This is a genomic window from Staphylococcus canis (assembly GCF_016238445.1).
In the GTDB taxonomy this organism is placed as follows: domain Bacteria; phylum Bacillota; class Bacilli; order Staphylococcales; family Staphylococcaceae; genus Staphylococcus; species Staphylococcus canis.
The window spans coordinates 38,159-52,384 of record NZ_JABANU010000015.1; the positions used below are offsets into that span (position 1 = coordinate 38,159).

The window sequence follows — 14,226 nt, forward strand, 5'->3', positions numbered from 1 at the left end:
TCGAAATACATTTGTAATTTGACATTGCTTTTTCGTTACTATTCATAGAAATATTGACTAATTTGTTGTTTATTAAAGTGATTACTTAAAGCAACTAAGAGCTTTAATCTTGCTTTTGGACCATTTAAACCGTTTGAAAAAATAACTCCTTTGTCATATAAATCATTGCCTCCACCTTCATAAGCATAAACAGGACTCACAATTCCATTAAATGAGCGTGAAACAATAACGATTGGGATATCTAAAGCGAGACAAGCTTCTAAACCTTCCAAAGCAGTAGGAGGTAAATTACCTTGACCTAATGCTTCTATAATTAAACCATCTATATTTTGTTTAGCATAGAATAATAGCATTTCACTACCCATTCCCATATGCGATTTGACTAAAGGTACCTTTAATTGCGTTTTAATGTCAGGTAGACGATGTTGTATTAAAGGTTGATGATGAAATTGAACACCGAACTTTGTAATAATACCTAAAGGACCATGATTAGGACTTTGAAATGTATTCGTATTTGAAGTATGTGTTTTAGTTACGTTTCTTGCTGTGTGAATTTCATCATTAAACACAACCATAACCCCTTTATTTGAAGCGCCATCTGCAATGGCAACACGTACAGCAGATATAAAATTATATAAGCCATCTGATCCAATTTCATTTGATGATCGCATTGCTCCTGTCACAATTACAGGTTTATTCGTAGTAAGAGTCAAATCTAATAAAAACGCTGTCTCTTCTAATGTGTCTGTGCCATGAGTGATCACAAATCCATCATACGTATTCTCTTTTTCGGTATCCTCTATTAATGACTTTAGTGTTTTAACATGATTAATGGTTACATGAGGTGATGGAATATTAAATGGCATAATTTCATCAACCGAGGCATATTTATTTATAAGATTATGATGATTTGCAATGGGATTACTCGCATTTGTACTCACTTTATTTGAATCATCTTCAGACATACTTATCGTACCGCCAGTATGTATAATCAATAACTTTTTCAATCATACTCCTCCTCGATATTTAATCTCTTCTTATGATAAAATAATATTATACAAACAACAATAAGGAAGGTTAAGAATGACAGCTATTAATATCGCATTAGACGGTCCAGCAGCTGCTGGAAAAAGTACGATTGCTAAACAAGTCGCTTCAAAGCTCGGTATGATTTATGTTGATACTGGCGCAATGTATCGTGCAATCACTTATTATTATTTGAAAAACAAATCCCAATTCTCAGATTTTAAAAATCTCATTTCAAATATTCAAATTAATTTAAAATATGACGAAAACAAAGGTCAACGTGTAATTTTAAATAATGAAGATGTAACTGATTATCTAAGAGAAAATGATGTAACTGAACATGTCTCTTATGTTGCGTCACAAGAAGAAGTACGTTCATTTTTAGTAAAGCTTCAAAAGGAGTTAGCAGAGGCGAAAGGGATCGTTATGGACGGTCGGGATATCGGGACAACCGTACTTCCGAATGCTGAAGTCAAAGTTTATATGATTGCATCAGTGGATGAAAGAGCTAAAAGAAGATTAAAAGATAATCAATTAAGAGGCATTGAATCGAATTTAGAGCAACTTAAAGAGGATATATCAAAACGTGACGAATATGATATGAATCGCAAAATTTCTCCACTAAAAAAAGCCGATGATGCAGTTGAAATTGATACAACTGGACTTTCAATTGATGAAGTAACACAAAGAATAATCAACCTGACGTAAACCTATTGTTAAATTTATTCTAACTAGTCTAAATTTCTTGACAATTACGTGAGTTTATAAGATGTTATTATTATGTAGTAGTATAAGGAGGCATTCATGATGACTGAAGAATTCAATGAATCAATGATTAACGATATTAAAGAAGGCGACAAAATAACTGGTGAAGTACAACAAATTGAAGATAAACACGTTGTAGTCCATGTAAATGGTGGAAAATACAATGGTATTATCCCAATTAGTCAATTATCAACATACCATATTGACAACGTTGACGAAGCTGTCAAAGTTGGCGATGAAATTGGTGCTTATGTGACTAAAGTAGAAATCGATGAAGAAAATGAAGAAGGGCGTTATATCCTTTCTAAGCGCCAATTAGAAGAAGAAAAATCATACGAATACTTACAAGAAAAACTTGATAATGATGAAACGATTGAGGCTAAAGTTACTGAAGTCGTTAAAGGTGGCCTAGTTGTTGATGTTGGTCAAAGAGGCTTCATTCCAGCATCACTTATTTCAACAGAGTATATCGAGGATTTCTCAGATTATGAAGGAAAAGTACTTGAACTTAAAGTAGAAGAATTAGATCCCGAAAACAATCGAGTTATCCTTAGCCGCAAAGCTGTGGAAGCTCTTGAAAATGAAAAGAAAAAAGAAGAGCTATTACAATCTATTAAAGCCGACGATGTTATCGAAGGTAAAGTTGCACGCTTAACAAACTTCGGTGCATTCATTGACTTAGGTGGTGTAGACGGTTTAGTTCATGTATCTGAATTATCGCATGAGCATGTTAAGTCACCTGAAGAAGTTGTTTCGATTGGTGATACTGTTAAAGTAAAAGTTCGTTCAGTAGAACAAGATTCAGAACGTGTATCGTTATCAATTAAAGATACTTTACCAAGTCCTTTTGAAACTATTCAAGAAAAGTTCAATGAAGGTGATATTGTAGAAGGTAAAGTAATGAGACTGACTAGTTTTGGTGCATTTGTAGAAATTGGACCAGGTTTACAGGGACTTGTTCATATTTCTGAAATTAGTCATGATCATATTGGTACACCAAATGAAGTATTAGAAGTAGGCCAAACTGTACAAGTTAAAATCCTTTCAATCAATACAGAAGAGGAACGAATTTCATTATCTATTAAAGCAGCTCAACCTAAAGAAGAGCGTAATGAAGCGAATGAAGAAACAACTCAACAATACACAAACACTTCAGATGAAAATGAAAATAATCCTACGCTTGGGGATGTTTTCGGAGATAAATTACGTAACTTAAATCTTTAATTCAACTTTATTAAAGCTTGAAATTTTGACTACTCAAAGTTTCAAGCTTTTCTCTTTGTTTAATATGAAGTCTCTTGATGCTTCTTTACAATTTTTCATTTCCTTACAATCACATGCTATAATATAAATAAATATAAATCTATTAGTACTTCTGAATATTTCAATGATGTGCTAGAATGAAAAAGATATTTTTAGAGAGGAAGAAGTATTATGACGAAACCAGTAGTAGCAATTGTAGGACGTCCTAATGTAGGTAAGTCTACAATTTTTAATCGTATCGTCGGTGAACGTGTATCTATCGTTGAGGATACGCCTGGTATCACTAGAGATAGAATATATTCTAGTGGCGATTGGTTAACACACGAGTTTAATATTATCGACACAGGAGGTATTGAATTAGGAGACGCGCCTTTTCAAACTCAAATTCGCGCTCAAGCTGAAATCGCCATTGATGAAGCTGATGTTATTATATTTATGGTTAACGTAAGAGAAGGCGTAACGCAAAACGACGAATTAGTTGCACAGTTACTATATAAATCAAAAAAACCAGTAGTTTTGGCAGTAAATAAAGTAGATAATCCAGAGATGCGTAATGACATTTATGATTTTTATTCATTAGGATTTGGAGAACCTTTTCCGCTTTCAGGGTCTCATGGATTAGGATTAGGTGATTTACTAGAGGAAGTAGCTAAACATTTCAAAGCTGATGAACCAGATCCATATGACGATGATACAATTCGACTATCACTAATTGGTCGTCCTAATGTAGGTAAATCTAGTTTAATCAATGCTATTCTAGGGGAAGAACGTGTTATTGTTTCAAATATTGCTGGAACTACTAGAGATGCAATTGATACAGAATACACTTATGATGGACAAGAATATGTCCTTATAGATACAGCTGGTATGCGAAAAAAAGGTAAAGTATATGAATCAACGGAAAAATACTCTGTTTTACGTGCACTTAAAGCAATAGAACGTTCAAATGTTGTACTTGTTGTTATAGATGCGGAAGAAGGTATTATTGAACAAGATAAACGTGTTGCCGGATATGCTCATGAGGAAGGAAAAGCGATTGTAATTGTAGTAAATAAATGGGATACTGTCGAAAAAGATAGTAATACAATGAAAAAATTTACCGACGATATTCGTCAAAACTTCCAATTTTTAGACTATGCTCAAATTGCGTATGTTTCAGCAAAAGAGGGATCACGTTTAAAAACACTTTTCCCACTTATTAACGAGGCAAGTGAAAATCATAAAAAACGTGTCCAAAGTTCAACTTTAAATGAAGTTATTATGGATGCAATAGCTATGAACCCAACACCAACTGATAAGGGGCGTCGACTCAAGGTGTTTTATGCTACACAAGTCGCGATTGAACCACCAACATTTGTCGTATTTGTAAATGAAGTAGAATTACTACATTTTTCATATAAACGATATATTGAAAATCAGATTCGTGATGCATTTGGATTCGATGGAACACCAATTCATATTATTGCACGTAAACGTAATTAATTTCTGGAGGGGTAGTTATGACTAACGTAACCGTGTTTGGAACAGGAAGCTTCGGCACTGCTTTAGCAAATGTTTTAGCAGATAATGGCCATAACACATTAATGTGGGGAAAAACTATAAAAACTGTAAACGAAATTAATGATAAACATACTAATCAAGCTTACCTACCAAAGGCTATATTAAATCAAAATATAAAAGCAACTGACCAACTAGAGATTGCAGTAAATCACGCCGATATCTATATTATTGCATTACCTACTAAAGCAATTCGAAGTGTAGTCCCTAAAATTGATACACTATTAACTTCAAAGAAATATTTCATTCATGTTGCTAAAGGAATTGAAAACGAAACATATAAGCGTATTTCAGAGATATTAAGTGATTGTATTAGTTCTGAACATAATGCAGGTATAGGCGTATTATCAGGCCCAAGTCATGCTGAGGAAGTTGTATTAAAACAACCTACAACGGTTGCAGCCGCTTCCAGTAACAAAATATTACGTCAAATGATTCAAGATTTATTCATGACTGATTATTTACGCGTTTATACAAACGAAGACTTAGTAGGAGTTGAGCTTGGTGGTGCACTTAAAAATATTATAGCTATCGCAAGTGGCGTGTTAGTTGGTTTAGGTTATGGAGATAATGCTAAAGCTGCACTTATCACTCGTGGACTCGCTGAAATATCTCGATTAGGTGTTAAAATGGGTGCAGACCCATTAACTTTTCAAGGTTTAGGTGGTATTGGTGACCTTATTGTAACGTGTACATCTACACATTCACGTAATTTTTCACTAGGTTATAAACTGGGCAGAGGACAAACCTTACAAGAAATTCTTGATGAAATGAACATGGTTGCTGAAGGTGTAAATACAACACAATCTGTTTATCATTTAGCTAAAGAACTTGGAGTTGAAATGCCAATTACTGAGTCACTTTATCGTGTTTTATTTGAAGAAAAATCTGTAAAAGAAGAAGTTAAAAATTTAATGGAACGTAATAAAAAAGCAGAGTGAAATCTAATATAGTCAAAATTTCGACATAATACGTAATTTTTAACAAAAAATCCCAATAAATCAACGTTTTTATCACATAAATCGTTGCAGTATATGTTAAGCATGTGTTAAAGTCATACCATAATGATAAAAGTTTATCATTATACATAACCTTTGAGGAGGTGAATTGACATGAACAAAACTGACTTAATCAACGCAGTCGCTGAACAAGCTGATTTAACAAAAAAAGAAGCTGGTCAAGCTGTTGATGCCGTTTTTGAATCAATTCAAAAATCATTAGCAAAAGGTGAAAAAGTACAATTAATTGGCTTCGGTAACTTTGAGGTACGTGAGCGTGCAGCTCGTAAAGGTCGTAACCCTCAAACTGGAAAAGAAATTGATATTCCAGCAAGCAAAGTACCAGCTTTCAAAGCAGGTAAAGCATTAAAAGATGCTGTGAAGTAATTCTATATTGAAAAAGCCCTTTAATAGGGCTTTTTTATTTGGTATTGTAAATAGACAAAAGTTAAATAACAGTAGGAGTTTTACTTCTAAACGATTAGGTCGAAACTTGTTTAGAAGTATTTATGTTCTTTGCTCAATATAACTTGCTAATATTTACTCAGTACCTACTCTATTTAATATTTATGATAATACATACAGTAATATTATGCCTTTTGGAGTATTATTAAGTTATTCAGATTTCAATTTTCACTTGATAATGTTAATATAGATAGTGATTAAAATTTGAGGTGTAACACATGAACAGTTCCTTTCAAACACTTAAAAATCAATTAGACAATATGCTATTTCAACTTTCTAAGCCTAAAAATTTAACAATCAACTATAATTTTAGTTTAATACTCGATCGTTTAAATATTCCATTAGATGCTAAAGTTGCAACTTTATCCATAGATACTGCAATGAACCATTTAGATCAAATCAGTTACTATCAATATGAACGTGATGCGATTCTAATTGGTGACTTATTAAGCGCACACTATTATCACTTAATCTCAAAGCTTCAAGATTCAGTGTTCCATAAGAAAATGAGTCAAGCCATTATTTCTATCAATGAATTAAAGTCTCAATTACAACATTCACATCAAACAATACCATCAGAAGCGTTACACCAAACAATATATCAAATTGAAACGCTAATTATTAAAACACTACATGAGATTTATCAACTTGAAGAAAGTATTGAAACACTCGAACACCAAATCATTCAACATCTCAAAGTAGAACACCTTACATATTTAATACATCATTCAGAGTCTGAAATACAATCAATTATTCACACTTTACAAAATAAATCATTTTAATGGGGTAAATCAAAATGACTAATAAAGCAAATAAAGAACAAGTATACAAAGTATTCCAAAACATTTCAGGAAAATATGATAGTTTAAATAATATTATCAGCTTTGAACAACACAAAGTTTGGCGTAAAAAAGTTATGAAGTCAATGCGCGTTAAAAAAAATGCAAAAGCTCTAGACGTTTGTTGTGGTACTGGAGATTGGACAATTGCTTTAAGTAAAGCAGTTGGACCTAATGGTGAAGTTACTGGTATAGATTTCAGTGAAAACATGCTAAAAGTCGCTGAAAATAAAACTGAAAATATTAGTAATATCCGACTTATTCAAGGTGATGCAATGAACTTGCCATTTGATAATGATTCGTTTGATTATGTAACTATTGGATTCGGTTTACGTAATATTCCAGATTATTCTAAAGCAATTTCTGAAATGTATCGTGTACTTAAGCCTGGCGGTATGGTCGTCTGTCTAGAAACAAGTCAACCTACGATTCCAGTTTTCAAACAACTATATAAAGCATATTTCAAATTTATTATGCCTCTTTTTGGTAAGTTTTTTGCGAAATCTAAAGAAGAATATGAATGGCTTCAACAATCTGCTTTTGATTTCCCTGACCGTCAAACTTTAAAGCAATTATTTGAATCAGAACACTTTCAAAACGTTAAAGTGCGTAGCTTTACTGGTGGGGTAGCTGCTATGCATTTAGCCTATAAACCGAAATCGATTTAACAAAGGTGATTACTGCATGTCGAGAATAAATGTAAATCAAGAGATCAAAAAAATTGAAAATATGCTAAAAGTTTTGATTCAAAGTGAAGACAAAACGCTTGAAGAAGCTTCTCACCACTTATTAACTTCTGGCGGTAAACGTGTTAGACCATTATTTGTCTTACTAAGTAGTTACATTGGCCAAAATAAAGGTAATGATGAAGCCTATAATGTTGCGGTAGCTTTAGAGTTAATTCATATGGCGACACTTGTTCACGATGATGTTATAGATTTTAGTGATAAACGTCGTGGAAACTTAACAATTGAAAAAAAATGGGATAAGTCAACAGCTATTTTAACAGGTAATTTTTTATTGAGTAAAGCTGTAACTCATTTATCTCAGATTAAAGATTATCGAATTCATCAAATTTTATCTGAAGCGATTTTAGAAGTATGTCGCGGGGAACTGTTCCAGTTTCAAGATCAGTTTAGAGCCCATCAATCACTTACTAACTATTTGCGTCGCATTAACCGTAAGACGGCTTTATTAATTCAACTGGCTACTCAAGTAGGTACGATGACTTCTAATGCAGATGATCAAACTGTACATAAAATGAAAACAATTGGGCATAACATCGGCATGAGTTTTCAAATAGTAGATGATGTTTTAGATTTTACAAGTTCTGAAAAAAAATTAGGGAAACCGGTTGGTAGTGATTTACGTAACGGACATATGACACTTCCTGTATTACTTGAAATGAAGAAAGATCGTCATTTTGCTGAAAAAATAGAGCAACTTAACCCAAACTCATCTAAAGCATTATTTGATGAATGTATCAATCAAATACGTCATTCTTCTGTAATTCAAGATTCATTAGACATTAGTAAACGGTATTTAGATAAAGCAACTGAACTTTTAGAAACAATTGAAAACGATGATGTCAAACCTTTATTTAAAAAACTAATTAAAAAATTACAAACTCGTATGCGTTAATTTATAAGTTGAAAGCGCTTAAACTTAATGATAGGATATGGATGTATGTAAAAAAAGAAAAAGGGGACTTTAATATGGAAAGAACATTCGTTATGATCAAACCAGATGCTGTACAACGTAAATTAATCGGTAACATTGTACAACGTATCGAACAAAAGGGGCTTAAACTCGTTGGAGCAAAGTTAATGACTGTACCAACATCATTAGCGGAAACACATTATTCTGAACACAAAGATAAACCTTTTTATCAATCACTTATTTCTTTCATTACATCGGCACCTGTATTTGCTATGGTTGTTGAAGGGGAAGATGCTGTAGCTGTATCTAGACACATTATCGGTTCTACAAATCCATCTGAAGCAACACCTGGTTCAATCAGAGGAGATTTAGGGCTTACAGTTGGACGTAATGTTGTACATGGTTCTGATTCAGTTGAATCCGCTAAACGTGAAATTAGCTTATGGTTTAATGAAGAAGAGTTAAGTTCTTACCAAGCACCTGATGAAACTTGGTTATATGAATAGATGATATTTTAAGTATATATTATATTGTAAATAGTAGACATGCTATAATAATATTGACGTTTTCAGTATTAATGGCTGTCTCTATTTTTTTATCATTTTACTTTAATACTTAAAAGCATGAAAATTATTTTTATTTTTCAGTTATTTATAACTCTAAGTTGTGTTATGATATACAATATATTATTGTTAAATTCTTAAGGAAAAGACTAGTTGTGAAGTGAGTTTTTTAGTTGAGTTTATAGAGATATCATTCTATTTTGAGATTCATTCTACTTAACTTTAAATTCTTTTTTCTAAAATATAAAGATTCTTATTAGTCTTTCCAGTTCCATATAAACTAAGGGAGTGTGTATAAATATGTTAAGGTTTTTAACTGCTGGTGAGTCTCATGGCCCACAACTCACTGTTATTGTTGAAGGTATACCTGCTAATATGTCTGTTGACATAGATACATTAAATCAAGAAATGTTCAAACGCCAAGGAGGTTATGGTCGTGGTCGTCGTATGCAAATTGAAAAAGATACAGTTGAAATTGTATCAGGCGTACGACACGGTTTAACTTTAGGAAGCCCGATTACAATTGTCATCAAAAACGATGATTTTACGCATTGGCGTAATATAATGGGTGCATCTCCTATAAGTGAAGAAGAAAAATCAAATATGAAACGTGTTATTACTAAACCGAGACCGGGGCATGCAGACCTTATTGGAGGAATGAAGTATAATCACAAAGATTTACGTAATGTTCTTGAGCGCTCATCTGCTCGTGAAACTGCCGCACGTGTAGCAGTGGGAGCACTTTGTAAACAATTATTAAAGCAACTTGATATAGACGTATATAGTCGTGTGGTTTCGATAGGTGGTATCAAGGATAAATCTACTTATGATATTGAAACTATCCGACAACATTCAGATGCCAATGACGTACGCATGATTAATGAAGACTTAGTTGAACCTGTACACCAAAAAATTGACCAAGCCAAAAAAGACGGTGATTCAATTGGCGGAGTTGTTCAAGTCATCGTAGATCATATGCCAATTGGTATTGGAAGCTACGTACATTATGACCGTAAATTAGATGGCCGTATTGCTCAAAGTGTTTCGAGTATCAACGCTTTTAAAGGAGTTAGTTTTGGAGAAGGATTTGAACTTGCAGATAAACCAGGTAGCCAAGTGCAAGACCCCATTATTTATTCAGAAGAATTAGGGTACACACGAAGTTCTAACCATTTAGGAGGTTTAGAAGGTGGTATGTCTAATGGTATGCCTATTATTGTTAATGGTGTAATGAAACCAATCCCTACGTTATACAAACCTTTAGATTCTGTCGACATTTTAAATAAAGAACCATTTAAAGCATCCATTGAACGCTCAGATAGTAGTGCTGTACCCGCTGCAAGTATCGTTTGTGAACACGCAGTTACTTTTGAAATAGCACGTGCTATTCTTGAAGAATTCGAATCAAATGACCTCAGTAAATTGTATGAACAAATTGTAGAGCGTCGTAACCTTAATCTTAACTTTTAGTAGCAGGTGATTTTATGAAATTTGAAACAACCTATGAAAGTCGAAACTATCCTATCATTATAGAGCATAATGCAAGTAATCAACTTACATCGTATACTAGTCAATACCAACACGTCATTACACTTGTTGATGAAACAGTATATACTCTATGGAGAGACAAAGTGAATGAGTTAGTACAAAAAACAGAAGGAGAATTAATCATTTTACCAGCTGGAGAAAAGGTTAAAACTTTCGAACATTATCATACAATGCTTGAACAATTGTTACATTTTCAACCGACACGTCAAACTTGTCTTGTTTCTATTGGCGGTGGAGCTACAGGTGATTTTGTAGGATTTTTAGCAGCTACATTACTAAGAGGCGTAGATTTTGTTCAAATGCCGACAACACTTTTAGCGCATGATTCAAGTATAGGTGGTAAGGTTGGAATTAATGCCGCTTCAGGTAAAAATTTAATTGGCGCATTTCATCGTCCAATTGCCGTAATTTATGATTTAGATTTTCTAAAAACGTTACCCCAAAGTGAAATATTGAGTGGTTATGCTGAATTATATAAACATGCACTATTAAGTGGTAATGAAGCAACTTTAGAAATCGAAAAGCACTTTAGTGATAGCGACGCACTCAAACAACTGGATCATATAGAGACTTTCATTTTAAAAGGTATTCAAACCAAGCTTGAAATTGTTTTACAAGATGAATTAGAAAAAGGGCAACGCCAATTTTTAAATCTAGGTCACACTTTTGGACACGCCATTGAGTATGAGTATAAAATACCTCATGGACATGCTGTTATTATTGGTATACTCTACCAATTTATCGTTACTAACTTAATGCATGATCTCAATTTTGATTTAAAACATTATTATCAATACTTTGATAAAATAGGATATCCAATGGAGCAGATTAAATCCTTCAGTTTAAACCCAATATTAACTTTAATGATGCAAGATAAAAAGAATAATGCTGAAGGGGTCCGCATGGTATTACTTACAGATATTGGTGCTCCAGTTGTCAAAACTATTGATAAAGATACATTAAAACGCGCATTTGAAATTTTACAAAACTTGTAAGAGGAGGCATCATCATGGTTACAATACAATATCGACATCCACTAACTGGTGAAACAACAATACCCGGTGATAAATCAATGACACATCGTGCAATTATGCTAAGTTCACTCGCGAAAGGTCGCTCAACAATTTATAATCCTCTACTCGGCGAAGATTGTCTCCGTACAGCAAAGATTTTTGAAATGTTGGGTGTCGACATCGATATTTATGACGATAAAATCAAAATTGATTCACCGGGATATTCTAACTTTAAAACACCTCATCAAACGCTCTATACAGGAAATTCTGGTACAACAACACGTTTAATGGCTGGTTTGTTAGGCGGTCTTGGTATTCAAAGTGTTATTTCTGGTGATGCCTCTATAGGAAGAAGGCCTATGGACCGTATTATAAAACCACTCCGTGAAATGAATGTAGACATTTCAGCAGTTAACGACAACTATACACCGCTTATCATCACGCCAAGTCATGTAACTGGCATAAACTATAAAATGCCAGTAGCAAGTGCCCAAGTTAAAAGTGCAATACTATTTGCAAGTCTATTTGCTAATAGTGATACGACGGTGCAAGAATTAGATATTTCACGAAATCATACTGAAACAATGTTAAATCACTATCAAATTCCAGTTGAAGTTCATGATTTAACAATTACATTGCGTCAAAATAGTATTAAACATATAGAAGCTCGTGATTTTAATGTTCCCGGTGATATCTCATCAGCTGCATTTTTTATTGTTGCAGCACTTATTATCCCAGGAAGCGACATTACACTTCACAATGTAGGAATAAACCCAACTAGAGATGGTATATTAGATATTATCAAACAAATGGGTGGAGATATTACAATATTTAACTATAAAGAACAATCTGAACCTACAGCATCAATCCGTGTGCGCTACACACCTAACCTTAAAGGGATAAAAATAGGTGGCGAACTTATTCCTAGAAGTATTGATGAATTACCTGTTATTGCTTTACTCTGTACACAAGCCCAATCTTCAAGTATGATAGTGGATGCTGAAGAATTAAAGGTAAAAGAGACAAACCGGATTGATACTACTGCACACGAACTTAGTAAATTAGGTTTATCTGTCACGCCAACAGAGGATGGCATGAAAATTGAACCGTCAACTGTCTCAAAAGTAGCCACAGTTGATAGTCAAACGGATCATCGTATAGGAATGACATTAGCAATTGCATCTTTACTTTCTGAGAAACCTATTACAATAAATCAATTCGATTCAGTGAATGTTTCATTCCCAAACTTTTTACCATTGTTAAAACACTTAGAAAATGAGGGATAACATGCAAGATATTTATAAATTAATAGATGATATTAATTTACAAAAAATCGATCAACTTGATAGTCGAGTACAAGACGCTTTAAGTTCTAATGATGATGAGGCACTTTTTGTCCTAGGCGAAACACTTTACCAATTTGGTTTAACACCTCAAGGTTTAGAAGTCTTTCGTACGCTCTATAATAAATATCCAGATGAAAGTGAAATTTTGATTTATTTTATTGATGGTTTAATTTCAGAAAATCATACAGACGAAGCTTTAGAGTATCTGAATGAAGTAGAACTGTCTACTGAGCGTTTATTACTCGAGGCTGACTTATATCAACAAATTAATATGCTTGAAGTTGCAATAGACAAAATTGAACAAGCCATTGATTTAGAACCTTCAGATCCTATTATTCACTTTGCACTTGCTGAATTGCTTTATTTTGATGGTCAATATTTACGTGCGTCAAGAGAATACGATACTGTACTTGAAACAGGAGAATATGAATTTAATGGTGTCAATATCTTCTCAAGGTTAGGTGACAGCAGTTTACAAAGTGGTAATTACTCTGATGCACTTAAATGGTTTGATGAAATCAGTGATGATGAAATGGTTTCAGAAGATTATTTTAAAAAAGCAGTCGCATACGAGAAAAATGATTTAACACATGAGGCCATTAAAATTATTCGTACATTATTAAATAAGGATCCTGACTTTATACAAGGCTATTATTACTTACAACAACTGTATGAAAATGAAAAAGATTTTCCAAACGCAATTGACATTGGTCAAGAAGGATTAAAACTCAACCAATTTTATAAGGAACTTATGTATAGTACTGGTGCTTTAATGATTGATCACGGCGATCAAAATGAAGGGGTGCGTTTATTACAACAAGCTTTAGAAGTAGACCCTTCTTATCAAGAACCACTTATTATGCTTGCCGATTTTTACCGTAATCAAGAAGATTTCGACGCTTTAATTCAACTCGTTCAATTTGTGGATGAAGATGATATGGATCCTAAATTTATGTGGCAACTTGCCTTCGCATTAGGTGAAGAGGAACGTGATAAAGAAGCCATACACTTCTATCAGCTTGCTTATGATATGCTCTCGAACGATATTGATTTCTTAAAAGATTATTATTACTATCTCATTGAAATCGGAAAAATTGATGATGCTAAAGAGCTACTATCAAAATTAATACAGCTTGATAGTACTAATCCTGAATGGCAAGATGAACAGTTACGTTTAAACTAGA

Annotated in this window: 14 protein-coding genes; 13 read left to right on the plus strand and 1 reads right to left on the minus strand. The window is 33.3% G+C overall.

Translation table 11 applies throughout. The features are described 5' to 3' along the window. Positions 1-38: 38 nt before the first annotated feature. Positions 39-1,007 (minus strand): asparaginase, encoded by a 969-nt coding sequence (locus HHH54_RS06975; RefSeq protein ID WP_198618126.1) that lies wholly within the window; start codon positions 1,005-1,007, stop codon positions 39-41. A gap of 76 nt (positions 1,008-1,083) precedes the next feature. On the opposite strand from HHH54_RS06975, the gene cmk reads away from it, so the two are divergent. The 13 genes from cmk to HHH54_RS07040 all read left to right on the plus strand — a co-directional run bounded on the left by cmk (position 1,084) and on the right by HHH54_RS07040 (position 14,225). Continuing rightward, on the plus strand, positions 1,084-1,734 hold the full coding sequence (cmk, locus tag HHH54_RS06980; RefSeq protein WP_198618127.1) for a (d)CMP kinase: 651 nt from the start codon (positions 1,084-1,086) through the stop codon (positions 1,732-1,734). 99 nt (positions 1,735-1,833) lie between these two features. Beyond that, on the plus strand, positions 1,834-3,015 hold the full coding sequence (gene rpsA, locus HHH54_RS06985) for a 30S ribosomal protein S1 (protein WP_198618128.1): 1,182 nt from the start codon (positions 1,834-1,836) through the stop codon (positions 3,013-3,015). Between the two features lie 210 nt (positions 3,016-3,225). Next, a complete protein-coding gene (der, locus tag HHH54_RS06990; RefSeq protein WP_198618129.1) occupies positions 3,226-4,536 on the plus strand; it encodes a ribosome biogenesis GTPase Der in 1,311 nt (436 codons plus the stop codon). 17 nt (positions 4,537-4,553) lie between these two features. Further along, positions 4,554-5,552, plus strand: coding sequence for an NAD(P)H-dependent glycerol-3-phosphate dehydrogenase (locus HHH54_RS06995; RefSeq protein WP_198618130.1), 999 nt, complete (start codon positions 4,554-4,556; stop codon positions 5,550-5,552). Positions 5,553-5,723: 171 nt separating this feature from the next. After that, complete coding sequence (locus HHH54_RS07000; protein WP_103208922.1) at positions 5,724-5,996, plus strand: HU family DNA-binding protein; 273 nt, start codon at positions 5,724-5,726, stop codon at positions 5,994-5,996. Positions 5,997-6,292: 296 nt separating this feature from the next. Next, positions 6,293-6,856 (plus strand): heptaprenyl diphosphate synthase component 1, encoded by a 564-nt coding sequence (locus HHH54_RS07005; RefSeq protein WP_198618131.1) that lies wholly within the window; start codon positions 6,293-6,295, stop codon positions 6,854-6,856. A gap of 14 nt (positions 6,857-6,870) precedes the next feature. After that, the gene (locus HHH54_RS07010; RefSeq protein WP_198618132.1) at positions 6,871-7,581 is read left to right on the plus strand and encodes a demethylmenaquinone methyltransferase; all 711 of its coding nucleotides are present in this window, start codon (positions 6,871-6,873) and stop codon (positions 7,579-7,581) included. A gap of 16 nt (positions 7,582-7,597) precedes the next feature. Then, complete coding sequence (locus HHH54_RS07015; protein WP_198618133.1) at positions 7,598-8,554, plus strand: polyprenyl synthetase family protein; 957 nt, start codon at positions 7,598-7,600, stop codon at positions 8,552-8,554. Between the two features lie 74 nt (positions 8,555-8,628). After that, entirely contained in the window at positions 8,629-9,078 is a 450-nt protein-coding gene (gene ndk, locus HHH54_RS07020; RefSeq protein ID WP_198618134.1) for a nucleoside-diphosphate kinase, read from the plus strand. A 357-nt stretch (positions 9,079-9,435) separates the two neighbouring features. Continuing rightward, complete coding sequence (gene aroC / locus HHH54_RS07025; protein ID WP_198618135.1) at positions 9,436-10,605, plus strand: chorismate synthase; 1,170 nt, start codon at positions 9,436-9,438, stop codon at positions 10,603-10,605. Between the two features lie 14 nt (positions 10,606-10,619). Then, positions 10,620-11,678, plus strand: a complete 1,059-nt coding sequence (aroB, locus tag HHH54_RS07030; protein ID WP_198618136.1) for a 3-dehydroquinate synthase — start codon at positions 10,620-10,622, stop codon at positions 11,676-11,678. A gap of 14 nt (positions 11,679-11,692) precedes the next feature. Next, positions 11,693-12,982, plus strand: a complete 1,290-nt coding sequence (gene aroA, locus HHH54_RS07035; protein WP_198618137.1) for a 3-phosphoshikimate 1-carboxyvinyltransferase — start codon at positions 11,693-11,695, stop codon at positions 12,980-12,982. Between the two features lies 1 nt (position 12,983). Beyond that, complete coding sequence (locus HHH54_RS07040) at positions 12,984-14,225, plus strand: tetratricopeptide repeat protein (RefSeq protein ID WP_198618138.1); 1,242 nt, start codon at positions 12,984-12,986, stop codon at positions 14,223-14,225. Position 14,226: the final 1 nt, after the last annotated feature.

Bases quoted from the DNA above. Each gene is read 5' to 3' on its own strand.
- ndk (WP_198618134.1), top strand. From the start codon at position 8,629: ATGGAAAGAACATTCGTTATGATCAAACCAGATGCTGTACAACGTAAA.
- aroC (WP_198618135.1), top strand. From the start codon at position 9,436: ATGTTAAGGTTTTTAACTGCTGGTGAGTCTCATGGCCCACAACTCACT.
- HHH54_RS07000 (WP_103208922.1), top strand. From the start codon at position 5,724: ATGAACAAAACTGACTTAATCAACGCAGTCGCTGAACAAGCTGATTTA.
- rpsA (WP_198618128.1), top strand. From the start codon at position 1,834: ATGACTGAAGAATTCAATGAATCAATGATTAACGATATTAAAGAAGGC.
- HHH54_RS07005 (WP_198618131.1), top strand. From the start codon at position 6,293: ATGAACAGTTCCTTTCAAACACTTAAAAATCAATTAGACAATATGCTA.
- HHH54_RS07010 (WP_198618132.1), top strand. From the start codon at position 6,871: ATGACTAATAAAGCAAATAAAGAACAAGTATACAAAGTATTCCAAAAC.
- HHH54_RS07015 (WP_198618133.1), top strand. From the start codon at position 7,598: ATGTCGAGAATAAATGTAAATCAAGAGATCAAAAAAATTGAAAATATG.
- cmk (WP_198618127.1), top strand. From the start codon at position 1,084: ATGACAGCTATTAATATCGCATTAGACGGTCCAGCAGCTGCTGGAAAA.
- der (WP_198618129.1), top strand. From the start codon at position 3,226: ATGACGAAACCAGTAGTAGCAATTGTAGGACGTCCTAATGTAGGTAAG.
- HHH54_RS06995 (WP_198618130.1), top strand. From the start codon at position 4,554: ATGACTAACGTAACCGTGTTTGGAACAGGAAGCTTCGGCACTGCTTTA.
- aroA (WP_198618137.1), top strand. From the start codon at position 11,693: ATGGTTACAATACAATATCGACATCCACTAACTGGTGAAACAACAATA.
- aroB (WP_198618136.1), top strand. From the start codon at position 10,620: ATGAAATTTGAAACAACCTATGAAAGTCGAAACTATCCTATCATTATA.
- HHH54_RS07040 (WP_198618138.1), top strand. From the start codon at position 12,984: ATGCAAGATATTTATAAATTAATAGATGATATTAATTTACAAAAAATC.